The 23,184-nt window shown below is 69.5% G+C and carries 29 protein-coding genes; 19 read left to right on the top strand and 10 right to left on the bottom strand.

Annotated elements, in window-relative coordinates; all coding sequences use genetic code 11:
• Positions 1–7: 7 nt before the first annotated feature.
• The 5 genes from ABZW30_RS20955 to ABZW30_RS20935 all read right to left on the bottom strand — a co-directional run bounded on the left by ABZW30_RS20955 (position 8) and on the right by ABZW30_RS20935 (position 3,800).
• Positions 8–1,648 carry an APC family permease gene (locus tag ABZW30_RS20955; RefSeq protein ID WP_355672633.1) on the bottom strand — a complete coding sequence of 547 codons (1,641 nt, stop codon included), beginning with the start codon at positions 1,646–1,648 and terminating at the stop codon, positions 8–10.
• A gap of 93 nt (positions 1,649–1,741) precedes the next feature.
• Positions 1,742–2,065: a DUF6087 family protein gene (locus ABZW30_RS20950; RefSeq protein ID WP_355672632.1), complete on the bottom strand. Its 324-nt coding sequence runs from the start codon at positions 2,063–2,065 to the stop codon at positions 1,742–1,744.
• Between the two features lie 46 nt (positions 2,066–2,111).
• Positions 2,112–2,975: a cupin domain-containing protein gene (locus tag ABZW30_RS20945; RefSeq protein ID WP_355672631.1), complete on the bottom strand. Its 864-nt coding sequence runs from the start codon at positions 2,973–2,975 to the stop codon at positions 2,112–2,114.
• A gap of 81 nt (positions 2,976–3,056) precedes the next feature.
• Complete coding sequence (locus ABZW30_RS20940) at positions 3,057–3,293, bottom strand: hypothetical protein (protein WP_355672630.1); 237 nt, start codon at positions 3,291–3,293, stop codon at positions 3,057–3,059.
• 87 nt (positions 3,294–3,380) lie between these two features.
• Positions 3,381–3,800 (bottom strand): ATP-binding protein, encoded by a 420-nt coding sequence (locus ABZW30_RS20935; RefSeq protein WP_355672629.1) that lies wholly within the window; start codon positions 3,798–3,800, stop codon positions 3,381–3,383.
• A 184-nt stretch (positions 3,801–3,984) separates the two neighbouring features.
• Here ABZW30_RS20935 and ABZW30_RS20930 point away from each other — a divergent pair, with 184 nt between their 5' ends.
• Positions 3,985–5,259 carry a hypothetical protein gene (locus tag ABZW30_RS20930; protein ID WP_355672628.1) on the top strand — a complete coding sequence of 425 codons (1,275 nt, stop codon included), beginning with the start codon at positions 3,985–3,987 and terminating at the stop codon, positions 5,257–5,259.
• On the top strand, positions 5,256–5,795 hold the full coding sequence (locus tag ABZW30_RS20925) for a GNAT family N-acetyltransferase (protein ID WP_355672627.1): 540 nt from the start codon (positions 5,256–5,258) through the stop codon (positions 5,793–5,795). Before ABZW30_RS20930 ends, ABZW30_RS20925 begins: the two co-directional genes overlap by 4 nt.
• Positions 5,796–5,808: 13 nt before the next feature.
• On the opposite strand, the gene ABZW30_RS20920 is transcribed toward ABZW30_RS20925, so the two are convergent.
• Entirely contained in the window at positions 5,809–6,447 is a 639-nt protein-coding gene (locus tag ABZW30_RS20920) for a hypothetical protein (RefSeq protein ID WP_355672626.1), read from the bottom strand.
• Positions 6,448–6,627: 180 nt separating this feature from the next.
• Here ABZW30_RS20920 and ABZW30_RS20915 point away from each other — a divergent pair, with 180 nt between their 5' ends.
• Positions 6,628–8,205: a phosphonate degradation HD-domain oxygenase gene (locus ABZW30_RS20915; protein WP_355672625.1), complete on the top strand. Its 1,578-nt coding sequence runs from the start codon at positions 6,628–6,630 to the stop codon at positions 8,203–8,205.
• A 22-nt stretch (positions 8,206–8,227) separates the two neighbouring features.
• Here the strand turns inward: ABZW30_RS20915 and ABZW30_RS20910 are convergent, their stop codons facing one another.
• Positions 8,228–9,007, bottom strand: a complete 780-nt coding sequence (locus ABZW30_RS20910; protein WP_355672624.1) for a GntR family transcriptional regulator — start codon at positions 9,005–9,007, stop codon at positions 8,228–8,230.
• Positions 9,008–9,333: 326 nt separating this feature from the next.
• Between ABZW30_RS20910 and ABZW30_RS20905 the strand changes: the two genes are divergently transcribed.
• From ABZW30_RS20905 to ABZW30_RS20845, 13 genes are all read left to right on the top strand, one after another.
• Entirely contained in the window at positions 9,334–10,506 is a 1,173-nt protein-coding gene (locus ABZW30_RS20905; RefSeq protein WP_355672623.1) for an ABC transporter substrate-binding protein, read from the top strand.
• A 6-nt stretch (positions 10,507–10,512) separates the two neighbouring features.
• Positions 10,513–11,508 carry an ABC transporter permease subunit gene (locus tag ABZW30_RS20900; RefSeq protein WP_355672622.1) on the top strand — a complete coding sequence of 332 codons (996 nt, stop codon included), beginning with the start codon at positions 10,513–10,515 and terminating at the stop codon, positions 11,506–11,508.
• Positions 11,496–12,317 (top strand): ABC transporter permease subunit, encoded by an 822-nt coding sequence (locus ABZW30_RS20895; protein WP_355672621.1) that lies wholly within the window; start codon positions 11,496–11,498, stop codon positions 12,315–12,317. The genes ABZW30_RS20900 and ABZW30_RS20895 overlap by 13 nt, the downstream gene beginning before the upstream one ends.
• A gap of 31 nt (positions 12,318–12,348) precedes the next feature.
• Positions 12,349–13,434, top strand: coding sequence for an ABC transporter ATP-binding protein (locus ABZW30_RS20890; RefSeq protein ID WP_355672620.1), 1,086 nt, complete (start codon positions 12,349–12,351; stop codon positions 13,432–13,434).
• Between the two features lie 95 nt (positions 13,435–13,529).
• Positions 13,530–14,210 carry an HAD family phosphatase gene (locus ABZW30_RS20885; RefSeq protein ID WP_355672619.1) on the top strand — a complete coding sequence of 227 codons (681 nt, stop codon included), beginning with the start codon at positions 13,530–13,532 and terminating at the stop codon, positions 14,208–14,210.
• A 7-nt stretch (positions 14,211–14,217) separates the two neighbouring features.
• Positions 14,218–14,538, top strand: coding sequence for a multidrug efflux SMR transporter (locus tag ABZW30_RS20880; protein WP_355672618.1), 321 nt, complete (start codon positions 14,218–14,220; stop codon positions 14,536–14,538).
• Between the two features lie 335 nt (positions 14,539–14,873).
• Positions 14,874–15,173 (top strand): hypothetical protein, encoded by a 300-nt coding sequence (locus ABZW30_RS20875; RefSeq protein WP_355672617.1) that lies wholly within the window; start codon positions 14,874–14,876, stop codon positions 15,171–15,173.
• Positions 15,170–16,483: a putative T7SS-secreted protein gene (locus ABZW30_RS20870; RefSeq protein ID WP_355672616.1), complete on the top strand. Its 1,314-nt coding sequence runs from the start codon at positions 15,170–15,172 to the stop codon at positions 16,481–16,483. Before ABZW30_RS20875 ends, ABZW30_RS20870 begins: the two co-directional genes overlap by 4 nt.
• Entirely contained in the window at positions 16,480–17,154 is a 675-nt protein-coding gene (locus ABZW30_RS20865; protein ID WP_355672615.1) for a hypothetical protein, read from the top strand. Before ABZW30_RS20870 ends, ABZW30_RS20865 begins: the two co-directional genes overlap by 4 nt.
• Positions 17,151–17,804, top strand: a complete 654-nt coding sequence (locus ABZW30_RS20860) for a hypothetical protein (RefSeq protein WP_355672614.1) — start codon at positions 17,151–17,153, stop codon at positions 17,802–17,804. The genes ABZW30_RS20865 and ABZW30_RS20860 overlap by 4 nt, the downstream gene beginning before the upstream one ends.
• Before the next feature lie 77 nt (positions 17,805–17,881).
• Complete coding sequence (locus tag ABZW30_RS20855; RefSeq protein ID WP_355672613.1) at positions 17,882–18,343, top strand: hypothetical protein; 462 nt, start codon at positions 17,882–17,884, stop codon at positions 18,341–18,343.
• A gap of 105 nt (positions 18,344–18,448) precedes the next feature.
• The gene (locus ABZW30_RS20850) at positions 18,449–19,018 is read left to right on the top strand and encodes a hypothetical protein (RefSeq protein ID WP_355672612.1); all 570 of its coding nucleotides are present in this window, start codon (positions 18,449–18,451) and stop codon (positions 19,016–19,018) included.
• A gap of 22 nt (positions 19,019–19,040) precedes the next feature.
• Positions 19,041–19,577 (top strand): hypothetical protein, encoded by a 537-nt coding sequence (locus ABZW30_RS20845; RefSeq protein ID WP_355672611.1) that lies wholly within the window; start codon positions 19,041–19,043, stop codon positions 19,575–19,577.
• Between the two features lie 45 nt (positions 19,578–19,622).
• Here ABZW30_RS20845 and ABZW30_RS20840 read toward each other — a convergent pair whose 3' ends face one another.
• Together ABZW30_RS20840 and ABZW30_RS20835 are read right to left on the bottom strand one after the other, a co-directional pair.
• Positions 19,623–19,826, bottom strand: a complete 204-nt coding sequence (locus ABZW30_RS20840; RefSeq protein WP_355672610.1) for a DUF397 domain-containing protein — start codon at positions 19,824–19,826, stop codon at positions 19,623–19,625.
• The gene (locus ABZW30_RS20835; RefSeq protein WP_355672609.1) at positions 19,826–20,695 is read right to left on the bottom strand and encodes a helix-turn-helix transcriptional regulator; all 870 of its coding nucleotides are present in this window, start codon (positions 20,693–20,695) and stop codon (positions 19,826–19,828) included. Before ABZW30_RS20835 ends, ABZW30_RS20840 begins: the two co-directional genes overlap by 1 nt.
• Before the next feature lie 527 nt (positions 20,696–21,222).
• Here ABZW30_RS20835 and ABZW30_RS20830 point away from each other — a divergent pair.
• From ABZW30_RS20830 to ABZW30_RS20820, 3 genes are read left to right on the top strand one after another with little or no spacing between them, the layout of a single operon-like run.
• A complete protein-coding gene (locus tag ABZW30_RS20830) occupies positions 21,223–21,414 on the top strand; it encodes a hypothetical protein (protein ID WP_355672608.1) in 192 nt (63 codons plus the stop codon).
• Entirely contained in the window at positions 21,411–21,611 is a 201-nt protein-coding gene (locus tag ABZW30_RS20825) for a hypothetical protein (protein ID WP_355672607.1), read from the top strand. Before ABZW30_RS20830 ends, ABZW30_RS20825 begins: the two co-directional genes overlap by 4 nt.
• Positions 21,542–21,757, top strand: coding sequence for a hypothetical protein (locus ABZW30_RS20820; RefSeq protein ID WP_355672606.1), 216 nt, complete (start codon positions 21,542–21,544; stop codon positions 21,755–21,757). Before ABZW30_RS20825 ends, ABZW30_RS20820 begins: the two co-directional genes overlap by 70 nt.
• A 51-nt stretch (positions 21,758–21,808) precedes the next feature.
• Here the strand turns inward: ABZW30_RS20820 and ABZW30_RS20815 are convergent, their stop codons facing one another.
• On the bottom strand, positions 21,809–22,948 hold the full coding sequence (locus tag ABZW30_RS20815) for a hypothetical protein (protein WP_355672605.1): 1,140 nt from the start codon (positions 22,946–22,948) through the stop codon (positions 21,809–21,811).
• Between the last annotated feature and the right edge of the window lie 236 nt (positions 22,949–23,184).

Genomic DNA, 23,184 nt, shown 5'->3' with positions numbered 1-23,184 from the left:
GAGCGGCTCAGTGCCCGCCCGCGTCCACCGCCTCGACGCCGCGGATGTTCCGCTCGATCTCCTCGGCCGGCAGCGCGACCGCCAGCGCCCAGTAGTAGATGACCAGCGAGAACAGCACCACGACCACGATGTCCCACCACAGCGGCAGGTTCCCCGTCGAGCCCTCGCCGAAGGTGCCCTGCCAGGAGGTGATCCCCATCCCGACCAGGTAGACCGGCAGCCACTGCCCCGCCTTGAAGTCCATCCGCGGCGCGTTCGGCACCCCCTTCGACGAGGCGTACGCGCAGTACCCGCCGAGCAGCACGTACCCGATGACGATCGCCAGCCCCAGCCGCCACAGGGTGTCCCAGCCGGCCCAGTAGATGATCAGGCTCGACACCGCGAAGGTCAGCGGGGAGATGATCGTGCCGCCGGGCAGGTGGTACGAGCGCTGCATCCCCGGCAGCCGCTTGCGCAGCACCCCGAAGGCCAGCGGCGCGCCCGCGTACATCAGCACGACGGCCGAGGTGATGAAGCCGACCAGCCGCTGCCAGCTCGGGAAGGGCAGGAAGCAGAGCACGCCGGCCACCCAGGCGATGACCAGGCCGAGCCAGGGCACCGAGTTGCGGTCGGTGTACTGCAGGGCCTGCGGCGCGTAGCCGTTGCGGCTCAGGCCGTAGGTGACCCGGGAGCTGGAGGTGATGTAGACCAGCCCGGTGCCGGCCGGCGAGATCACCGCGTCGATGAAGAGGATCGTCGCCAGCCAGCCGAGGCCGATCAGGGTCGCGAGGCCCGCGAACGGGCCGCTGATGCCGGGGTAGTCGAGCTTGTCCCAGCCGCCCGCGAAGGTCGACGGCGGCAGGGCGCCGATGAACACCACCTGGAGCATCACGTAGACGATCGTGCCGATCACCACCGACCCGAGGACGGCCCGGGGGATGTCCCGGCGGGGGTTGCGGCTCTCACCAGCCCACTGGATGGCCTGCTCGAAGCCCAGCAGCGCGAAGATCACCCCGCTGGTGCTGATGGCCGCCAGCACGCCTTTGGCCTTGTGCGCCGCGAAGCCGTGGACGGTGAAGTTGGAAACGTGGAACTCGGTGAACCCGAGCGCGAAGATGGTCAGGATCGGGACGGCGACCTTCCATACGGTGGCCACGCTGTTGGTGTGGGCGAGGAGCCTCACCCCCAGGAAGTTGATCGCGACGAACACCCCGAGCAGCACGGCCGCGACCACGAAACCCGCCGCGGTCAGCGTCAGGTCCTCGTTCAGGAGGCCGTCCGCCCACGTCCAGTGCCGGGCGTAGTTGATCATCGCCTGCACCTCGATCGGCGCGATGGTCGCGGCCTGCAGCCAGGTGAACCACCCGAACGACATCCCCGCGAACCCGCCGAACGCGTAGTGCGGATACCGCGCCGTACCGCCCGCCACCGGGAACAGCCCACCCAGCTCGGCATGGATCATCGCCAGCATGATGATCGCCACCGCGCCGATGCCCCAGGACAACAACGCCGCCGGCCCGGCCGCCACCGCCGCCTTCTGTGCCCCGAACAGCCAGCCGGAGCCGATGATCGCCCCGACCGAGGCCCACAGCAGCCCGACGAGGCCGACCTCGCGTTTGAGCCCGGTGTGCCCTTGGGAGGGCGGGGTCGTGGTATCGGGACGGGCCATGGCACAGCGCCTCTCACCTCGGGGGGAATCCCCCCGACAGTGCCGTAGCACCCGGGACTCCCCCACGCCGAAACGCGCTCCGGCCCACCCCTGTCAGCCAGACGGCGGAAGAGGCCTGCGGTGCCGCCCGGTCCCCCTTCGCAGCAACGCCACCGGCGTGTCGTCCTGCGGCTCGATCAGCTCCCCATCGCGCCGCATGATCAGCGGATACGCCTCCGAGAAGTCCGCGGCTACCGCCACCGGCCGCCAGGCACGCCCGTCCCACTCGACCACCAGCCGCGGGACGTCCTGGAACGGATGCAACCCCTGCCGATCCTCGGGAGCGAGCACCAGCGCATCCCGTGTTCCCTGCGGACGGTCCCGGTCAGCCCGGGCGGCATACCACTCCGCGGGCGATTCGTCCTCGGGAAAGACCACGTACTGATCCTCCAGCTCGACATCGCTCCGAGGTTAGCCCGTTGCCCTACTTCGGTTCCTGATTGAGAACCGACAGCCGCTGCGCGGACCGGAGCCGCAGCGCAGGCGGCTCCGCAGGTTGCTTGGTCACCCACTCCACGAACAGCGCCCACAGCTGTGCGGAAAGGTCCAGGAAGTCCTGGCCTCCGAGATCCGGCGGCAGCGCGGCACGCAGTTCCTCGGTTTCCTCACCGAGCTCCAGCAGCTTCCTCAAGGCCCAGTGTACCGTGAGGAGTTGTACGCCAAGGGTGATGTGAAGGCTGTGCTCGCTCTCGGTGCTCCGCCCCGCGTGGACCCACCCTCGGGGAATGAACAGCACCTGCCCAGCCCGCAGAGTGACTTCGAAGTCCGGGGTGTCATCCTCGAACCGGACCCTGTCTGCCGGATCGAACCCGATCTTCGACCAGTTGTGGTGTTCCAGCGGGTTGACGAACACCGGCTTGAACATGCGCCACCGCTTCGCGCCCTCGGCCTGCGCGATGAAGACATGGTGGCAGTCCCAGTGCCAGCCGAAGCCCTTGGCCCGGCCGGCCGGTGTGAGGTAGACGTTCCCGGTGACGGGGTGGCCAAGTTGGGTGGAAAGGGCCTTGCAGAACGTCACCAGTGGCGGCCACGACCGGTGCAGCCCGTTGAGAACCAAGGTGTCGGTGGGGTGATCGGCATCGGGACGTTCAGCCGTCAGAACACCGTCGCGGACCATCCCGAAGCCTCCAGGGCGCAGGTCCGGGTCGGCGAGGATCTCACGGGCCGCCTGGCGGCTGGCAAGCAGCCTCAGGTCGTCGGCGTCCTTGTCGTACACGGTCGGGGAGTCCGGCCACGCCTTACGGAAAGCCTCCGGATCGGCGACGAGGCGGTGCAGTGAGGTCGTCATGGTGCAGTTCTCCTTGATTCGGTGTGGAGTGCGGCGGCCACCCTGCGCGGCAGGATGGCCGCCGCATGGGGTTGCGGGCGGTCAGCCCAGCAGGTGGTCGTACTGGCCGGCGACGAGCGCGCCCTTGAGCTTCCGCAGCTCACCCGGGGTCAGCTCGACCACCGCGTTCGCATTGTTGATGTTGGCCAGCGCGACGAGGCCGTTCGGCATCGCGGCGAGCGCCGCGCACTCCACCTTGTCGTCCAGGTGGGAGTCGCGGGCCACCGACCAGTCGAGGTCGGGGTGCGACGTGGGATTGAAGCCGATGCGCTTGTTCATGGAGATCTCCTCGTTGATTCGGTTGGTGCTACCTCCCCCTCCTTGGGGGAGGAATCTGAGGCCACCCAGGGAGAGCGGGACGGGCGGTCAGCCAGGCGGCACGTGGAGGTCGGCGTGCACCGTCTTGCCGAACTCGTCCGGCGTCACGCCCCATTGGCCGCGTGTGAGCTTGTTGACCAGAGCGAGGCCGCGATGGCACTCCTCGTCTTCGCCCGCCTCGATGAGGACCGGCATGGTGCGGGAGCCGTCTCGCACCGAGATCCGTACGATCTGGGCCGTGACCCGGCGGATTCTGACCGTCATGAAGGTGAGGCAGCCCGTCTTGACCGCGTTCCCGACCAGCTCGGACACAATCAGCTCGGCGTCGTCGGCCAGGTCGGGCAACTCCCAGTCCGCGAGCTTGAGTCGCACCAGTCGGCGCGCCACGCTCGCCGACTCCGGCCGATAGTGAAGCCGGGCAGTGGCCGGAGCCATCACACGGGACAGCGTTTCGACGGCGACGGACACAGTTCGCTCCCTCGGACGGTTCGGCAGCTCGGAGGTGGGGCCGTTTCCAGTTCACCGTCTGCCGATGGTCTGTGGACGCTGAGCAACCGGACGTTTCACCGGACGTTTGAGTCGCTCGGCACCCAGTCGACCCCGATTGCTGGCAGAGTGTTACTGGCGTTGGACTCTGTGCGAGAGGGGTGCTTTGACTGCGCGATCGCTGGCCGACCTCCGAAAGGCCGCCGGTCACACCCAGGAATCCTTTGTCGGCGCGTTTTCGAAGATGGCGAAAAGCATGGCCATTGATGCGGCGGTGAGTGTCCGCCAGCTCCGCCGCTGGGAGTCGCCGAATCCGCCGTTGCCTCATCCGGGTCAACAGGCAGTGATCGAGGCGATGTTAGGCGTTCCACTCATCGAGCTCGGATTCGACGTCCCAGCGACCAGGACGCACAACGGCCCAACGAGCGGGCACCATGAGGACGTGGATCGTCGACAGTTCGTCGTGGATGTGGGCGCAATTCTGGGCGCCACCGCCCTTCCGGCCGTTCGGGGGCGACGGATCGGGGCTTCGGATGTACAACTCCTGCAGTCGCAGGGGTCCGGCCTGTACGCCATCGATCATTCCCAAGGCGGAAAGGTCGCACAGAAGGCGGCCTTGCACGTACTGCGGCAGGTCGAGAAGGCGATGACAGAAGGGTCGTACCTTGAACGGGTCGGGCGGGAGTTGCACACCCTGTCCGGCACATTGCACTCCCACCTAGGCTGGATCGAGTTCGACGCAGGCCGCCCGGCGCAAGCCCGGGCGGCCTGCACCGAGGCGCTGGCTTCGGCACGGCTGGTCGGCGATCCGCTGCTGGAGGTGAGGGCCCTGGACAAGTTGTCCATGCTTGCCGTTGAGCAGCGACGTCCATGGGAAGCGGTAGCGGCAGCCACCGCTTCCGGGGAGCTGGCGCAGTCACAGGGAGGCCCCCGGACGAGATTGGTCGTGGCGTTGCGACTCGCGCGGGCCTTATCGTCCGCCGGGGATCACGCGGCCGCTCGTCGCGCGCTCTCGCTCGCACTGACCTGGCACGACCGGTCCGACAAGGACACCGACGCGCCCCGGTGGACAGCCTTCGCCAGCCAGGTTGAGGTTGACTACGCCACTGCGGCGTGGCACGTGGAGACTGGTCGCCCTGTCCACGCGATCCCGTTCCTGCGATCCGCCGTGAACCGGCTCGGACCGACGTACAGCCGTAACGCAGCGCTGTACCGAGCGCGTCTGGCAGAGGTCCTCATGAAAGCCGGCGAGGTGGAGGAGGCCTGTGCAGAGGGGTGCGCAAGCGCCGACGCGGCCCAGGACATGACGTCCGCTCGACTGATTGAGCGGCTGCGGACAGTGGCATCCTCTGCCGCTCGAATCGACACGGCCGCAGCACGCGATTTCGTGGAGCGCCTGCGGGACGCCGGAGTGACAGCGAAGAAAGGAAAGGCGGCGTGACGGTGACGGTCAGGGTCTTGGACGGCGGACAAACGGCGGGCCTGGAAGAACAGCTGAAGGCGGTGTTCGCCGAGGCTTTCGCGGAGCCGCCGTACGGGGATGGCCCGCCCGACGTGGAACGGGCGTTCCGCCGCTTCCGAACGCAGGTGCGGCGGCGGGGATTCCGGGCGGCGGTCGCGGTCGACGGCGAGACGGTGGTGGGCATGGCCTACGGCTACCCACTGGCCGCAGGCACGGGCTGGTGGGACACCCTCGCTGAGCCCGTGCCCGAGGAGCTTCGCCGCGAGGACGGGAAGCGGACGTTCGGCCTGTTCGAGCTGGCCGTACGCCCCGCCTGGCGCAGGCGGGGCGTCGCCACCGAGATGCACCGCGCGCTCGTGGACGGGCTGGAGAACCAGCGTGTGATGTTGAACAGCCGCCCGGAGGCGACGGCGGCGCAGGCCGCCTACCGGGCGTGGGGCTACCGACGGGTGGGCGCGGCGATCCCGTGGGAGGGCGCGGCCGAGCACGATGTCATGGTGCTGGATCTCGCGTGACCCGCCGGGGAGGTCAGGACGGCACCTCGGCGAGATGACGGAACTTGCGGGCGTCGTTGGCCAGGACGTCCGTGTCGAGCGTGATGTCTTCGCCGTGCTCGATGTAGACAGCCCACATGCTGCCGTCGACCCAGACGCAGAAGGCGACGTCCTGGGGCTTCCCGGCCTTCTTCATCATGTCGGTGATGTGGCCGCACTTCATGACGCCGCCGCGTTCGCCCGGTTCGACGGTGCGCAGGCCCTCGACGTGCCAGCGGGTGGTCGCTTGGGTGACCACGGAGTCGATCACGGCCGAAGGCGAGATGATAGGCAGCTCGCGAACGGTGAGGACGACGGAGCGCGACTTGTCCTCGGTCTGGTAGCCGCTGACCTTCGCACCAGCGGGGAGCGGCGACGCCTTGGGGATCCGCTCTGCGGGGACGATCGGAAGCCCCAGGAACTCCTTCGGCGGGCTGTAGCGGTACGCACCGAAGTCGGCCGTGTCGTGGGCGAAGGCGACCGCGAGGGCGATGACGGCGGCGACCCCGCAGGCGGCCAGGGTCAGCCAGAGCCGACGGCGCGAGCCCGGCGGCGGGGGCAGGGTCGGGATCGGGGCGACGGGAGTCATGTCCACCAGGACGTCGTCGGCCGGGGTTTGATCTTGATCGAGCACCGGCATATCCGAGCAGGTCAGGGCTGCGGGCGCAAGGGATTTGACGGCGGTCTCGACGGACAGTTCCCCGGACGTTCATCCGACGGGCATACGGAACTCACCGGGGACCGGCAGGCTCCGGCCCAGCGGGTGAAGTTGGCTATACAACTCCACCCTGGCTGGACGCCGAGGAGGAGACCCATGACCGAGCAACCGCCGCCCTACTGGCTGCGCGACAACTGCCCGTGCGCCGAGTGCCGGGACCCACACAACGGCCAGAAGCTGTTCCAGATCGACGACCTGTCGCCGGACCTCACCATCGCGGCGAGCAAGGAGCTCGACGGGAACCTGGAGGTGCTCTGGTCGGACGGGCACCGCTCCCGCTACCCGCTCGCCTGGCTGCACGAGGAGGCCGAGGACGACGGACGCACCGAGCAGGGCAAGCAGCTGTGGGTGGCCGCCGACTTCGCGCGCGGCGTCCCCGAGGCCGACTGGGCGGTGTACCTGACCGACCCCGCCGAGCAGGCCGCCGTCCTCGCAGCCGTCCGGCGCAGCGGCTTCGCCGTGCTGCGCGGGGTGCCGACCGTGGAGCGGCAGGTCCTCCGGGTGGCCGAGAGCTTCGGCTACGTCCGGGTCACCAACTACGGGGAGCTGTTCGACGTCCGGGTCGAGCCGGACCCGAACAACCTCGCGTTCACGGACAGAGCCATCGCCCCGCACACCGACAACCCGTACCGGGACCCGGTGCCGACCCTCCAGCTGCTGCACTGCCTGGAGAACTCGGCGACCGGCGGCGACTCCGGCCTGGTGGACGGCTTCAAGGCGGCGGCGATCCTCCGTGAGGAGGCCCCCGAGGACTTCGCGGTGCTCACCCGCACCCCCGTCCCCTTCGTCTTCCGCGACCGCCGCACCGAACTGCGCGCGGACCGACCGCTGATCGACGTGGACCCGCTCGGCCGGATCCGCGAGGTGCGCTTCAACAACCGCTCGATCGGCACCCTACGAGGGAACAATCCGGAGGCCTTCTACGCCGCCTACCGCCGCTTCGCCGCGATCACCCTGCGCCCCGAGCTCCAGCTCACCTTCCGCCTCAACCCCGGTGACTGCCTGGCCTTCGACAACACCCGCCTGCTGCACGCCCGTACGGCCTTCGAGCAGGACGGCCGACGCCACCTCCAGGGCTGCTACGCCGACCTCGACTCGCTGTCGAGCACCCTCGCCGTGCTGCACCGCCGCACCGCCGCCCTGGACGGGATCGCCGAGTTGTTCGCGGGCGAGGGGGCCGGGGAGTACCTGGGCGAGGCCGTGACCATGGCCGAGCACATGCTGCAGGCCGCCGCCGCGGCCGAGGCGGCCGGGGCGCCGGACCACCTGGTCGCCGCCGCGCTGCTGCACGACGTGGGTCACTTCCGGGGCGCCCTGCACGGACGGGACCTGATGCGAGGGCAGGACAACCGGCACAGCGACACGGGCGCCGACTGGCTGGCCCGCTGGTTCGGCCCGGAGGCCACCGAGCCGGTCCGGCTGCACGTGGCCGCCAAGCGCTACCTGTGCGCGGTCGAGCCCGACTACCGCGCCCGGCTCTCCGAGGCCTCCGAGTACACCCTGCAGGTCCAGGGCGGCCCGATGGACGAGCGCGAGGCCGCCGCCTTCGCCGAACTCCCGGGCGCCGAGGATGCGGTGGCGGTTCGGCGCTGGGACGAGCAGGCGAAGGAGGCCGGCGCGAGGACGCCGGACTTCGAGCACTACCGCCCGCTGCTGGCCGCGCTCATGCGCTAGCGCGGCCGGGACGCCCGGGAGCTCAGTCCATCTCCCGGGCGTGCCGCGAAAGCGCCGACGTGGCCAGCGAGTTGTGCACGCTGAAGGCCACCGTCCCGGGCAGGTAGCGGTCCTGGGACCACTCCACCGGCGTCCCGGTCGGGTCCGTCGTCCGCCGCCGCTCGCGCAGCAGCGGGCCGCCCCGGCGGCAGCCGAGCAACCGGGCGTCCTCCGCGTTGGCCGCGACGATGTCGATGGTGTGGTCCGCGTCGGTGAACAGGATGCCGTGCTCACGCAGCACCTCGGTGTGCGAGACCACGTCCGGCGGCAGCTCGGCGACGATCTCGCCGACCCGCGGCGGGTAGATGGTGCGCTCGACCATCACCGGCGTGCCGGAGAGCGTGCGCAGCCGGACCGTCACATACACCTCGGCGCCCGGTTCCAGGCGCAGCTGCTCGCGCTCGGCGGCGTCGGCCGGGCGGCGCACCAGCGAGTCCAGGATGCCGCCGGGCTCCTCGCCCATCGAGTACGCCCAGTGCGTGAAGCTGAGCAGTTCGGAGAAGCTCTGCACCCGGGCGCCCCCGAGCACCACCCGCCGGGTGCCGCGGCGGGAGGTGACCAGCCCGTCCGAACGCAGCACGGCGAGCGCCTGGCGGACGGTGCCGCGGGAGACCCCGTACTGCTCGGCCAGCGCGCCCTCGGCGGGCAGCCGGCCCGCCTCGCCGTACGCGCCGGTGGTGATGGCCTCGCGCAGATCGGCGGCGACCTTGCGGTACAGGGCGCCGGCAGCGCGCTCGGCGGGGCGCCCGGGCTCTACTGCCACGTCAGTCAATGTCCCTCCTGGGGCGGTGTCCTGCGCAGCCGTACCGGCGCGGACAGCCCGACCTTATCCCGCTGCGCATTCAGAGCATCGCACCGAACGGATCACGCTCCGATGGCCGGATTCCACCGTTCCCACAGCCGACCCCGGTTCTGAGCCGTCCGTTCACCTTCCCGTCACCGGACTCCGGCGTACTTACCCCCGTCAGCGAAGTTGGCTAGTCAACTCGGACGGATCCGAACTCACCTCGGACGGCTCCGAACCACCACTCGCTCGATCCCCCGATCAAGACACCCGCTTGCAGTTCCCCCTTCTCAGGAGACTGACCCGTGTCCGTGCACCGCGCCCGCACCGCCGCCTTCGCGGCCGTCCTGACCGCCGCCGCGCTGTCCCTCACCGCCTGCGGTTCCGCCGGCTCGTCGTCCGCCAAGGCCGGCAGCAACGACCTCTCGGGCGGCAAGAGCGCCAAGACCGCCACCTCCGTCGCCGACTTCGGTGGCATGGACGCCCTGGTCGCCGCCGCCAAGAAGGAGGGCAAGCTGCACGCCATCACGCTGCCGCGCGACTGGGCGAACTACGGCAAGCTGATGGACGACTTCAAGGCCAAGTACGGCATCGAGATCGAGGACGAGAACCCGGACGGCTCCAGCCAGGACGAGATCAACGCGATCACCTCCCGCAAGGGCCAGGACCGTGCCCCCGACGTCGTCGACCTGGGCTCCGCCTTCGCGATCAGCGCCGGCAAGCAGGGCCTGCTGGCCCCCTACAAGGTGACCGACTTCGACAAGATCCCGGCCACCATGAAGGACGCCAACGGTCTGAGCTACAACGACTACGGCGGCTACATGTCGATCGGCTGCGACGCCAAGAAGGTGTCCGTCTGCCCGAAGACCTTCGCCGACCTGCTGAAGCCCGACTACAAGGGCATGGTCGCCCTGAACGGCAACCCGACCAAGGCCGGTGCCGCCTTCGGCGCCGTCTACGCGGCCGCGCTCGCCAACGGCGGTTCGCTGGACAACATCCAGCCCGGCATCGACTTCTTCGGCAAGGTCAAGCAGGCCGGCAACTTCAACCCGGTCGAGGTCACCCCGGCGACCATCGAGAAGGGCGAGACCCCGATCAGCATCGACTGGTCGTACCTGAACGCCGGCTACAGCGACAAGTTCAAGGACAAGGGCATCGACTGGCAGGTGGCCATCCCCTCGGACGGCTCCTACGCCCAGTACTACAACCAGGCGATCAACAAGGACGCCCCGCACCCGGCCGCCGCGCGCCTGTGGGAGGAGTACCTCTACAGCGCCCAGGGCCAGAACGGCTTCCTCGGCGGCTACGCCACCCCCGCCCTGTTCGACTCGATGAAGGCCGCCGGCACCCTGGACACTGCCGGCGCCGCCAAGCTCCCGAACGTCGAGAAGCCCTTCACCACCTTCCCGACCCAGGACCAGACGGACGCGGCCAAGAAGGTCGTGACCGAGAACTGGGCCAAGGCGATCGCGGGCTGACCTGAGATGACCACGGCTCCCACCCCGGTGCCGGCCACCGCCTCCGCCGCTCACAGCGGCGGAGGCGACGCCGCCGGAACCGCTTCCCCCACCCCGGCCCCGGCCACCGCCGCCACCGCGGCGTCCGCCCGGGCCCCCCGCCCGGCCAAGCGCCGGGCCGGCGGCAGCCGCGCCTGGCTCGCCGCCCTCCCCCTGCTGCTCTTCTTCGTGATCGGCTTCGGCCTGCCGGCCGTCGCGATCGCCATCGGCGCGTTCACCACCTCCTCGGACGCGCCCGACGGCGGCGGCACCTTCACCACCGACAACCTCACCGGCTCCCTCCAGGGCGCGTACTGGACGGCCCTGTGGGGCAGCGTGAAGCTCTCCCTGCTGACCGCGCTGATCGCCACCGTGGTCGGTCTGCCGCTGGCCCAGGCCGTGGCGACCTCCCGGTTCCGGGCCTTCCGCGAGGCCGTGATGTCCGCCTCCGGCGTGCTCGCCAACTTCGGCGGCGTCCCGCTGGCCTTCATGTTCGTCGCCACCCTCGGCAACTCCGGTGAGGTCACCAAGAAGCTCGGTCTGACCAAGCACGGCTGGAGCCTCTACACCTTCTCCGGCCTGTCGGTGGTCTACCTCTACTTCCTGGTCCCGCTGATGGTCATCACCATCACCCCGGCCCTGGAGGGCCTCAAGGCCCAGTGGCGCGAGGCCGCGTACAACAACGGCGCCACCTCGCTGCAGTACTGGCGGCACGTGGCACTGCCCGTCCTGCTGCCCTCGCTGCTCGGCGGCTTCGTGCTGCTGTTCGGCGCCTCCTTCGCCGCGTACGCCACCGCCGAGGCCATGGTGGGCAGTTCGGTGCCGCTGATCTCGATGCAGATCGGCGACGCGCTGTCCGGCAACGTCCTGGTCGGCCAGGGCAACCTCGCCCTCGCCCTCGGCCTCGACATGATCGTGGTCGCCTGCCTGGTGATGGCCCTGTACCTGCCCCTTCAGCGCCGGAGTGCCAAGTGGCTCGCCTGATCGATCGCATCCGTTTCGGCCGCGGCCTGGTCCTGCTGCTCTGCGGGGTCTACTTCGCGGTGCCGATGGCCGCCTCGCTGTGGTTCAGCATCGACGACAACAAGGGCGGCACCACCTTCCGCGCCTACACCGAGCTGCTGAACGCCCCGGGCTTCACCGACAGCCTGGTGCTCAGCCTCGAACTGGCCGCCGTCACCGTCGCGGTGCTGCTGCTCCTGCTCGTCCCGGCGGTGCTCGCCGCCCGGCTCGGCGCACCCAAGCTGGGCCCGGTGATCGAGGTGATGTGCTCGATGCCGCTGGTCGTCCCGGTCGTCGCGCTCACCACCGGCATCATCGGCGTGCTGCGCTGGGGCCCGGACTACCTGCAGGACACCCCGTTCTTCCAGACCATCGTGGCCATCCAGGACCCGAAGTTCCCGATCGTCCTGGTCATCGCGTACGTGCTGATGGCGCTGCCGTTCGCCTACCGGGCGATCGACGCCGGCCTGCGCGGCGTGGACGTGGTCACCCTGGTCGAGGCCGCCCGCAACTGCGGGGCCGGCTGGCTGCGCGCGGTGTTCACCGTCGTCCTGCCCAACCTGCGCAGCTCGCTGCTGAACGCCGCCGTGCTCACCGTCGCCCTGGTGCTCGGCGAGTTCACCACCGCCTCGATCCTCGGCTTCGCCCCCTTCTCGGTGTGGATCAACTCCAACGGCAAGAGCGACGGCCAGATGTCCGTCGCGGTCTCGATGCTCAGCCTGCTGATCGTCTGGCTCGTCCTGCTGCTGATGTCCGCCGTCGGCCGCGGCCGCAAGACCGCCCGGTCCTGAACCACCCCCCGCTTTCCAGGAGTCACCAGTCATGACCACGGCCACCGCCCCCGTCACCGGCGTCGCGCTCGCCCCCGGCAGCGCCACCGTCGAGTTCCGCTCGCTGCGCCGCGCCTTCGGTGCCACCACCGCCCTCGACGGCCTCGACCTGACCGTCCACCCCGGTGAGCTGGTCGCCCTGCTCGGCCCGTCCGGCTGCGGCAAGACCACCGCGCTGCGCATCCTGGCCGGCTTCGAGCAGCACGACTCGGGCGAGGTCCTGGTCGACGGCCAGGACATCACCTCGATCCCGGCGCACAAGCGCGACGCGGGCATGGTGTTCCAGTCCTACAGCCTCTTCCCGCACCTGACCGCGCTGGACAACATCGCCTTCGGCCTGCGGATGCGCGGCACCGGCAAGGCCGAACGCCGCAAGCGCGCCGAGGAGTTGCTGGAGCTGGTCGGCCTGCCGCACCGCGCCGGCCACTACCCGCACCAGATGTCCGGCGGCCAGCAGCAGCGCATCGCGCTCGCCCGCGCGCTCGCCCTGCAGCCGCGCGTGCTGCTGCTGGACGAGCCGCTGTCCGCGCTGGACGCCAAGGTCCGCCTCCAGCTGCGCGAGGAGATCCGGCGCCTGCAGCAGGAGTTGGGCATCACCACCCTGTTCGTCACCCACGACCAGGAGGAGGCGCTGTCGATGGCCGACCGGGTCGCGGTGCTGCGCGCCGGCAAGCTGGAGCAGTGCGCCACCCCGTCGGAACTGTACGGGCGGCCGGCCACCGCCTTCGTCGCCGAGTTCGTCGGCACCATGAGCCGCATCCCGTGCACCCGCACCTCGGACGGCGTCGAGGTGCTCGGCCGCCGCCACGCGGTGGACGGCGGGATCCCGGCCGACGGCGACCTGCAGGTGCTGGTCCGCCCGGAGAACGTCACCCTCACCCCGTCCGAGAACGGCCCGGCACTGGTGATCACCGCGTCCTTCCTGGGCGCCGTCACCCGGCTCACCGTCCGCCTGGACGACGGCACCGAGGTCAAGGCCGACCTGCCCACCGAGGCCGCAGCCGCCCTGCCGGCCGGCTCGCGCGCCGACCTCACGCTGCCGGAGCGCCCGGTGCTGGTGGACCGCCGCACCGCCTGAGAACCCCGCTGCGGGAGAATCCCCTGCGGAGAGTCCCGCCGCCGAGGGTCCCCTACCGCCCCTGCACCGTCCGAAGAAGCACCGAAGGTACCGCCATGCCTGAATCCGTATCCGCACTCCCCTCCGCCGTCCTCTTCGACATGGACGGAACCCTGGTCGACACCGAGCAACTCTGGTGGCAGGCCTCCGCCGAGCTCGCCGAGGAGCTGAACCGCCCGCTCACCGACCAGGACGCTCCCGAGGTGCTCGGCCAGGCCGTCGAGCACACCGCCGCCCACCTGCACAAGGTCAGTGGCACCGCCCTCAGTGAGGCCGAACTCGCCGCCCGGCTGGAGGAGTCCTTCGCCGCCAAGGTCGCCGCCGAGACGGTGCCGCGCCCCGGCGCGCTCGCCCTGCTGGCCGCGCTGCGCGAGGCCCGGGTGCCCACCGCGCTGGTCTCCGCCTCCCCGCGCCGGGTGGTCGACCTCGTGCTCTCGGCGATCGGCCGCGACTGGTTCGAGGTCACCCTGGCCGCCGAGGACACCGCCCGCACCAAGCCCGCGCCCGACCCGTACCTGGCCGCCGCCGAGCGGCTCGGCCTGGACCCGGCCGCCTGCGTCGCCGTCGAGGACACCCCGACCGGCGTCGCCTCCGCCACCGCGGCCGGCTGCGTGGTGCTCGCCGTTCCGTCCACCGCCGTCCCGATGCCGGCCGGCGACCGGATCACCCTGCTGACCAGCCTGGAACAGGTCGACCTCGCGCTGCTCGGGAAGCTCTGCGCCGCCCCGGCGGTTTGACAGCGACATGTCCTACCTCCTGCTCGCCCTCGCCATCATCAGCGAGGTCTGCGCCACCAGCTGCCTCAAACTCACCGAGGGGTTCACCCGCCTCTGGCCCAGCATCGGGGTCGGGATCGGCTACGCGCTCTCTTTCTTCCTGCTCGGCCGAGCCCTCAAGCACATACCGGTCTCGGTCGCGTACGCGGTCTGGTCGGGCGCCGGGACGGCGGCGGTCGCCGGGATCGGCGTGGTCGCCTTCGGCGAGTCGCTGGGCAGGCTGCAGTGGCTGGGGCTCGCGCTGGTGATCGTCGGGGTGGTCGTGCTCAACCTCAAGGGCAGCCACTGACTGTTCGTCAACCGATCGACCGTAGGGCCGGGGTGGAACGTCGGGTGCACCGACCTCCCACTCCGGCCCGTTCGCTACCGTGTCCCCCATGGCGAACCCAAGGCCCCACCACTACCTCGCCGCCCCGAAGAAGCGTGGCTTCTGGCGCCGCTGACGCCCCGCCACCGGTGACGTCCCAGTGCCGCTGACGCCCTGACGGCGCCGCACCCCGCACGCCTCCTCCCCGCCGGTGAGGAACCCGTACCGCATCCGGGTGGAAGCCTGTACGACGAATCGCCCACGGACCAACCGGGGTTATGCTCGGCCGGTCCGACAACCGACGCATCGGGGGAGAAATGGCCGAATTCACGGTCAGTCCCGAGTTCTTGGCCAAGCTCGCCAAGGACCTCAAGGGCTGCGGCGACGAACTCGACCAGGGGCTGAAAGCACTCAAGGAGGCGAGCCGCGACGGGCTCGGCTTCGACTTCCTGGAGGACGCCGGCAAGCACTTCCAGGAGAAGTGGGAGTACGGCCTCAAGAAGGTCCGCGAGTGCGTCAAGGTCCTCGACGACGGCCTGGACAAGGTCGCGCAGTCCTACGACGGCACCGAGAAGAGCATCACCAAGGCCCTCACCCCGGCGGCGGGGCAGTCGTGACCGATCCCAAGCCCGACTGGTCCGGCCTCGGCTTCAACCCCACCCCCGGCGACCCCGCCGCCGTGGCCGGCCTCAGCGGCAGCCTGCGCCGGGTCTCCCAGCACCTGACCGGCGTCCACACCACGCTCTCCCAGATCTCCGACAACCAGGGCCAGTGGACCGGCGACGCCGCCAAGGCCTTCGCCGCCCAGTTCGGCAAGCTCCCCGGCTACCTGCAGGACGCCGCCGACTCGATCACCGCCGCCTACCAGGCCCTCGACACCTGGTACCAGACGCTGAACGAACACCAGCCCAAGGCCGCCGAGTTGGCCCGCGCCGCGATCGCCGCCAAGCAGGGCAAAGAGCAGGCCGAACAGGCCCACCGCGCCGCGGCCGCCGCCCCCGACCTCGCACTGGCCGGCAAGAGCTTCCCCGACGACGCCTCACTCGCCGCCGCCGAACAGCGCTACAACACCGCCAGGAACCACCTCGACCAGGCCGCCAAGCTGGTCAACAGCGCCACCGCGACCCTCACCGGCCTGCAGAGCCAGGCCCATGAACTCGCCGAGAGCCACAAGTCCGACGCCCGCAAGACCGCCACCGCCATCCGCAAGGCCGCCGACAGCAAGGCCCCACCGGAGCCGGGCTGGCTCAGCAAAGTCGGCAACTGGCTGAAGAACCACGGCGCTGACCTGCTGACGGTGGCCTCTGCGGCCTGCGGTATCGCGGCGATCTTCTTCCCCGCCTTCGCCCTGCCCGCGATCCTGCTGAGCGTCGCGGCGGCGGGCGCCCACGCGCGGCAGTACGGCTTCAAAGGGCTGCTGCCGACCAGCATGGCGAACCTGGGCAACGACCTGACCGTGGCCGGGGACCTCCTCGGCGCGCTTCCCGGCGGGGCCGTCGTCAAGGGCGGATTCACCGCGATCAAGACCGCCCGGGCCGCGGGCACCGGCGTCAAGGCCTCGGTGGGCGTCGGTGCCACCGAGGTCCGGGCCGCAGCGAGGGCGATCGACCCGGCCAACCCGATCTTCACCACGGCGGTCGAGAAACCCGCCGTCAGGCTCGGGCTCTCGAAGGCCACCGCGATGAACATCTCCGACGGCGTGCAGGCCGCGAGCACCGCGGCGTTGACCGCGCCCACCGCGTACGGCCTCACCCAGGACAACGCCGGCCCGGGGCTGACCGCGGCGGTGAACTACACCACCGGCGGCGGCAACGTGATCAACGGCGCCGGAGGCGTCATCGGCGGCAGCGGCAAGAGCCGAATCGTGCCCGGCCTACTCGGCTTGGGCAGCGCGGTCGCGACCGGCGCGTGGGGAGCGGGCCAGTGACCGTCGACACCGATGCCCCGTCGTTCTGGCTGTCCCTGCCCGACGGATTCACCGCCATCGATCTGGCCGAGGACCCGGGCGACCGGATGTGCCGCATCGTGGACGGGCTCGACACGCTCGCGGACGTGAGCCCGGAGCGGAAGCTCAGCATCACCATCGCCGCCGAGACCGCCCTCCAGGCGCAGTTGCGCGAGGGCGCGGTCCACATCTCCAACTGCCTGGTGCCGACCGAGGAAGGCATGATCGCCCAGGGCATGCTCAGCCTCTTCCTCCGTCAGGAGGACTTGGAGCCCCGAGGCACGTACCCCCAGCGCGCCGCCGAACAACTCACCACCGCCTGGCCGGACGCCGACGTCGCTATCCTCGACTTCACCCCCGGCCGCACCGCCGTGGTCGCCCGTGACCTCACCGTCCCCGTCTCCGGGGCTGTCTACGGCCTGCCGGGCTCGGGCGCCATCACCGTCCGTCAGCTCGAAGTGCTGATCCCCCACCCGTGGAGCCCCCACGTGCTCGCGGCCGTCTTCACCACTCAGAACGTCGAGCACTGGGAGGACTGGCTGCCGGTGTTCGGCGCCGCGATCAACGGCATCTCCTTCTACCCGCCCCGCAACGAGGCGCTGGACAACCTGCCGCCCGAGCAGTGGGACAACATCCGGAAGGCCTTCGGTTGACGGCCGCCCAGCCCGTTCAGGGCACGCGCAACGGGCTCCGTCGCCTCGGCGGCGCACTGGCCCTCATCGCCCTCTCCACCGTCATCCTCATCGGCGTCATGGCGCTGGACGTGTACGTCAACTCGTTCCTCGCCACCACTGCGGGATTCGTCTACCCCGTGGTCATGTTCCTCGCACTCGTCATACGACGCGACGCCGACTGCAACCCCGCGTTCCAGAAGCGGATGTTCGGATGGGGCGCGGGCATCGCCGCCGTCGCCTTTGCCGCGTATCTGTCGGGTTCCGTCGCCTGGACCAACGCGATCCTGGGCTCGGGCCGGACCGTGCAAGCCGTGGTCCTCAAGGAGAAGGTCACCGACCGCGGCAGTGGGCGTGCGTATACCCTCGCTTCAACAGAGCTGGCCGACGAGGTCCCCGGCGGCGACCTCGACGAGGGCTCCGCCCGGTTCAAGCCCGGCGACGTGATCACCGTCCGGATGGACCCGGCCGGGCGGGTCGCACCCAAGCTCCCCGGCGAAGTCGGCTCCACCGGCTACCTGTTGGTGTTCCTCGGCTGCAACGTGCTGATCGACGGCATCCTGCTCTGGTCCGTGCACAGGCCCAAGCCGTCGCAAGACTCCCCCACCCTCGTGACCCAGGTCACTCCGTAACCCGCAACCCAACCGCTCCCCCACGCATCTTTCCCTTCGCTCTTTCTCAACGCACAGCCAGCACGGGGGATGACGCCATGGGAGATGACGCAGCGAAAGCCGGCGGCCCGGAGTTCAAGCTCCGGCCGGGAGACCTGAAGGACGCCGCGCCGACCTTCGAGACCCAGAGCAAGGCGCTCAAGGACGCGCTCGACAAGCTCAAGAAGAGCCTCGCGGAGGACGGGGCCCCCTGGGGCAACGTCGGCGGGATCGAGACCGAGAACGCCTGCCGCGCGGCCGTACGGTGGGCAACCCTGCGGGACACACCCGAAGTGCGACTGCCTGACCTTCCGGACCCGTTCGAGCCCCTCATCCTCCTGTACGAGCAAGGCGGGGAGGTCATCGCCGACGAGAGCCGGGCCTTCAACTTCGGCGGCCGAGCCGTGCGGATCACGCCTTGGCGTGATCACCTCTCCGCGGAGCCCGCGACCGCGCTCGACCCCGCCACTCTGGACGCCCTGGACCGCGAGTACGAACGGGCCAACGTCGACCGCTGGTAATAGACCACAGCAGACTGAAAGTGCCTTCATCGGCGGCTCCGGCGCAGCCGGAGCCGCCGACGTTCCGAACCACCCGAGCGCTCGCGCGAAAGGTCACGACCGCAAGTGAGTTCCGATGTTGTGCAGTCGATGGTCGATCGTCTCAAGGCCATCAATTGGAAGTCGCCTGGCGAGGCCATCGAAAGGGGCTATTCACGCGCTGCGCTGATGGAGGAGTATTTCCGGCGAGCCGCGCTCTGGCTCAACGCCTACGGAGAGCCTCAAATGTGGCCCTTCTTCGACCTTGCGGAGATCGTGGACCCCTCCGTCCGTGCCGACCCGGCGGTGATCGCGGACATCCAGGGATTCATCGACGAAGCCTCCTGCTCGTCATACGCCATGGACAGCGGCGCAGCCGCCGTTCAGTGGGCCGCCCTGACCAGCGCTCCCGGGGTGCAACTGCGCCCGCTGCCAGACCCGTTCGAGCCTCTGCTCCGCCTCTATGAACGCGGCGGCTCCAGCTTCCGCTTCACCAACGGCTTCATCGACTTCGGCATGATCATGGTGCCTCGCAGCAACTGGCGGAAGCACCTGTCCCTGACCCCGGTCATCGAACTGGACGGCCAAGTCCTCGACGCGGTCGACGCGGAAGGCTGGGCCCGCTTCCACCGTGCGAAGCAGAACGCAGCCGACTGAAGGCGCCCCGGAGTGCACACCGATGAACACAAGTCTCACCAACACGGTCATGGAACGCCTGGCCGCCATCGGCTGGACCCACCCGGTGGGCCACAACACGCATGCGGCCTCCCGGTCCCGGCTGATGGTCGAGTACCTCCGCCGGGCCGCGCTCTGGGCGGAGGTACTGGGCGGTCCACCGCGATGGCCCTACTTCGACATCGCGGGGGCCCTGGCCCCGGAAGTCCTGGTGGCCCCCGCGACGGCCGAGCAACTTGAGAAGTACATCGAGGAGAACGTCGACGGCGTCTCAGCCGAGCTCGTCTGCCGCGCGGCCGTACGGTGGGCGACCCTGCGGGACACACCGGGGGTGCGACTTCCGGACCTTCCGGACCCGTTCGAGCCCCTCATCCTCCTGTACGAGCGAGGCGGAGAGGTCCTCTACGACGACAGCTGGGCCTTCAACTTCGGCCTCCGCCGGATACAGATCGAGCTCTGGCACGAACACCTCTCCCCGGAGCCCGCGACCGCCCTCGACCCGGCCACCCTGGACGCCCTGGACCACGAGGAAGTGCGTTGAGGCAGTGGGCGGCTCCGGCCGAACCGGAGCCGCCCACGCTCCGAACTAGGCCAGCTCGCCGGCCTTGATGCCCGCGACGAGGCTCTGCCACGCCTCAGCGGTGAACCGGAGGTTCGGGCCGCTCTTGTCCTTCGAGTCGCGGATTGCGATCCCCGGGGTCAGCCGCAGCGCCTCTACACAGGCCCCGCCCTGCTCGCTGCTGTAACTGGACTTGAACCAACCGACTTCCTCGTCATGCAATGGGTGCATCACATCTCCTTGGCTGCTTGCTTGAGCATGCTGATCGACCGATCGTGGCTGGCCGCCGTGCCGATCAGATCGGCCCACGTGTCCTCGTAGCCTCGAACGCGCTCACGATCACCTATCACCGTCGCCGAACCGAGTGCCTCAATATGCACGATCGGACCGACCTTCGGATCCTCAAAGCTCAGCACCGTGAACGAGCCCGTCATAGCAGGATGGAACCCAGCCGTGAAGGGCACAACCTGAAGCTTGATGTTGGCCTCCGTGGCACGCTTCGCCATGTGGTCCAACTGCTCCCGCATCAGCTCGGCATTGCCCAACACACGCCGGAGAACCGCCTCGTTGACGACCGCACCGAGCCGAGCGGGATCAGCCTCCCGCGTGAGAACCGCCTGGCGCTTGAGCCTGATCTCGATCTGCCGGTCGATCTCCTCCTGCGGTCGACGCGTGTGCCGAAGCAGCTCGCGCATGTACGACTCGGTCTGTAGCAATCCCGGCACATACTCCGACTCGTAGATCCGCACCTGCGAGGCGGCACCCTCAAGCCCCAAGTACGCCGAGAATCCAGGCAGGATGACCTGCTGGTACTCCTTGCTCTTCCACTCGTCCTTGTGCGTCTTCGTCACCAGCGCGTACGCGGCGAGCAGTTCGGTCTGTTCCGCGCTCGCGCCGTAGAGCCGGCACAACGCCTCGACGTCCGTGGGCTGCACCCAGCCGTCGCCGGTCTCCAGCCGGGTCATCTTGGCGGCGGACCACTTGACCGTCTTCGCAACATCGATGGACGTCATGCCGGCTTCCTCGCGCAGCGCACGGAGTTCGAGTCTCAGTTTGAGTCGGCACAGTGTGGGCGAGCCCAGGTCGTTGCTTCCGGCCATGTGCGTTACCTGCTCCTCGGATCGGCCTGCCACCGCGCCTGACGGCCCGGCGGCAGTGGAGCCATGGGTTGGACGAGGCCGACGATAGCCGAGGCGGAGCGCGCCGCAGCCAGGAACGCTCCGTCGAACATGAATTCACCTCGCGAAATTTTCGCGAGCGAGTCGCGCACGGCGACCCTTCACTGCCATGCTTTCCGTGTCGGAACGACTACGCACAGCACTCATCCTGTGCGCCGACCATCCATGCCCCGACCCGCTCGCGCCTCCCCAAGGAGTGATCGCCATGGGATCCGTCTTCCGCAGACTCACCGCCCAGAGCCGCCGCGAGGCGGCCGACGCATACGACGACCTGATCGCCACGCTCGCGGCCGCCGACGTCAAACTGCCTTCCGCCACCGTCGATTGGCAGTGCGCGGCGCCCGCCGGGTGCGCTCATCGACCTCGGCGCCGCCCGGCCCGACGTCATCGTCCAGCTCGTCGACGTCATCCGCGACGGCGTGCGCACCCGGCGGGCGCGACATCCGTGGGTGCCCGCCGTCGGGGCGACCGTCACCATGACCCCCGCCGAGTGGCAGATCACCACACCGGGAGCACCCCTCGTCCCAGCCGAAGTCGTCGAGGTGCAGGGCGACTTGGTTACCCTCTCCTACCAGGGCATCCTCCGCCTGCGCCGCCTGCGCGAGATCGCCCCCTGGATCGGCGGTGACGACAATCGATGAACACGCCGACCCCCAGCACGCCCCGCCCCGGCGACGTGCTCCACGACCGCAGAACCGGGCGCACCGGCATCCTCATGGACGTCATCGGCGGCCGCTACTACCTCCGCCCTCTGCGCGGCGGCATCGAGTGGACCACCCGCCCCGAGTACACCGGCCCACCGCCCTCGCCGTCCTCGGCGCCGCCCTCGCCGTCCTGACGAGCGCCGCCCTCGCCGAACTCGCCGTCCAGCCCCTCCGCCGGGCTCACCCCGGCGCGGCGAACCTCCTCTTCCTCGTGATCGTCGGCGCCGGCACCGTCCTCCTGACCCACGCCGCCTGCGCCGCCGTCCGCCGACGACGATGACCAGGAAGTCGGCGGGCCCGACTTCCTACTCCACGGAAGCACTCAGCGCCGTCATCGACGAGCCTGATGAGGCAGAAGACGTGACCACCAGCGCTCACGTCGATCAACCCTTGTTTCAGAAGAAGCCTGACCGCCGCACGGGCTACTCTCCGACGCTCCGTTCGTCACGGTCGGCAGGTCGGGCGCCGACTGCCTCATCAGCTTGAAGGGAACACCCATGAGCAGTCCCACCAACGGGAGTGTGAGCGTGTCGGCGCCATCGATCCCGCTCAACTGCAACGCCTTCAGAACCAAAACGCCCACCATCAGTGAGACCGCCCCAGCCGCGATCGTCCGACGTACGTCATTCCTCTCGCGATAGCCCTGCGCCGCTTCTGCGGCCTCATCCTCACCAACCAGCGCAAGTGGGCGCCCTTCGACCACAGCAGCCATCGTGTGCGCGACATGGTGGATCAAGAACAGCCCTTGAGCGGGGTCCCGAAGAGCGTCCCTGGCAGCGGAATCGATCTTTCCTGCCATGGCAACGGCATGCCCGAAGTACTCCCGGCGCGCCGCCGCACTGCGGTACGAGCCGAACCGACCGTACGAAAGGAGAACCCTGTTCAGCGAAGCAACCGCCCGATGCAACTCCCGCTCGCTCGCGGGGCCCGGCTCGTCAGTGTGCTGTTCGCAAGCCGTGAACACATCCGCCGCCGCGTATGCCATGAGTCCCACGACATGCCCTCGACGCAACGCCAGGGAGTCAAGGCGGAGGAACACCTGCGTCTCGGCAGCGAGAATCACTGCGGGCGCGAACACCCACCACCAGGCAACGGGATTACCGAGTGCGTGAACCGTCACAGCCGCCCCGCCCGCCAAAGCCGGGAAGACGATCAGCACCGTCGGAGCCGTCGCCCAGATCTGCCCTCTCTTGGCGAGTTCCCACGCCACAAGCTCGCCCCGAAGCCGTTCCAGGGAACCGTCTTTGGACAGAGTGCCTGCTTCGCTCATCGTCCGATCCAGCTGATCGCAGCGCGTGGCCGCCCTCTCTCCAGCTCTGACCAACGCCTTCGAGGACATGCGCCCGAGAACCCTGCCGGCCCTGCGACTGCCGAAAGCCGCAAGCCTGGCTTCGAGGACTATCAGGAGCAGGACGACGGGAATCCCTACGCCAATCAGCCAGGGGTGAATCTGAAGGTACAGACGAATCATCAACGCCTCCATGGTTGAGGGGCACCACAAGCTCCCGCGTATCACCGGCATACTCCCGAGGGGCACTGACACGTGACGCACGGAACCTCGAAGCGCCTCTCCACGGAACCCGTGATCACGCCCAGCTCGCAAACAGTCACATAGCCTCATACGGAACCCGTCAGGACCCCGTACGGGTCCCGTCAAGGCCGAACAGCCGTACACGAACCCCTCGTTACCCTCTCCCCGGTACAGCG

The sequence above is a fragment of the Kitasatospora sp. NPDC004669 genome, assembly GCF_040609455.1.
In the GTDB taxonomy this organism is placed as follows: Bacteria; Actinomycetota; Actinomycetes; order Streptomycetales; family Streptomycetaceae; genus Kitasatospora.
This window is presented reverse-complemented; position numbering and strand designations above follow the sequence as displayed.

What these genes read in the sequence shown, in the direction of transcription:
- ABZW30_RS20845 (WP_355672611.1), top strand. Translation starts at nt 19,041, where the DNA reads ATGAACACAAGTCTCACCAACACGGTCATGGAACGCCTGGCCGCCATC.
- ABZW30_RS20840 (WP_355672610.1), bottom strand. Translation starts at nt 19,826, where the DNA reads ATGCACCCATTGCATGACGAGGAAGTCGGTTGGTTCAAGTCCAGTTAC.
- ABZW30_RS20900 (WP_355672622.1), top strand. Translation starts at nt 10,513, where the DNA reads ATGACCACGGCTCCCACCCCGGTGCCGGCCACCGCCTCCGCCGCTCAC.
- ABZW30_RS20835 (WP_355672609.1), bottom strand. Translation starts at nt 20,695, where the DNA reads ATGGCCGGAAGCAACGACCTGGGCTCGCCCACACTGTGCCGACTCAAA.
- ABZW30_RS20890 (WP_355672620.1), top strand. Translation starts at nt 12,349, where the DNA reads ATGACCACGGCCACCGCCCCCGTCACCGGCGTCGCGCTCGCCCCCGGC.
- ABZW30_RS20875 (WP_355672617.1), top strand. Translation starts at nt 14,874, where the DNA reads ATGGCCGAATTCACGGTCAGTCCCGAGTTCTTGGCCAAGCTCGCCAAG.
- ABZW30_RS20855 (WP_355672613.1), top strand. Translation starts at nt 17,882, where the DNA reads ATGGGAGATGACGCAGCGAAAGCCGGCGGCCCGGAGTTCAAGCTCCGG.
- ABZW30_RS20885 (WP_355672619.1), top strand. Translation starts at nt 13,530, where the DNA reads ATGCCTGAATCCGTATCCGCACTCCCCTCCGCCGTCCTCTTCGACATG.
- ABZW30_RS20815 (WP_355672605.1), bottom strand. Translation starts at nt 22,948, where the DNA reads ATGATTCGTCTGTACCTTCAGATTCACCCCTGGCTGATTGGCGTAGGG.
- ABZW30_RS20825 (WP_355672607.1), top strand. Translation starts at nt 21,411, where the DNA reads ATGAACACGCCGACCCCCAGCACGCCCCGCCCCGGCGACGTGCTCCAC.
- ABZW30_RS20955 (WP_355672633.1), bottom strand. Translation starts at nt 1,648, where the DNA reads ATGGCCCGTCCCGATACCACGACCCCGCCCTCCCAAGGGCACACCGGG.
- ABZW30_RS20945 (WP_355672631.1), bottom strand. Translation starts at nt 2,975, where the DNA reads ATGACGACCTCACTGCACCGCCTCGTCGCCGATCCGGAGGCTTTCCGT.
- ABZW30_RS20940 (WP_355672630.1), bottom strand. Translation starts at nt 3,293, where the DNA reads ATGAACAAGCGCATCGGCTTCAATCCCACGTCGCACCCCGACCTCGAC.
- ABZW30_RS20880 (WP_355672618.1), top strand. Translation starts at nt 14,218, where the DNA reads ATGTCCTACCTCCTGCTCGCCCTCGCCATCATCAGCGAGGTCTGCGCC.
- ABZW30_RS20915 (WP_355672625.1), top strand. Translation starts at nt 6,628, where the DNA reads ATGACCGAGCAACCGCCGCCCTACTGGCTGCGCGACAACTGCCCGTGC.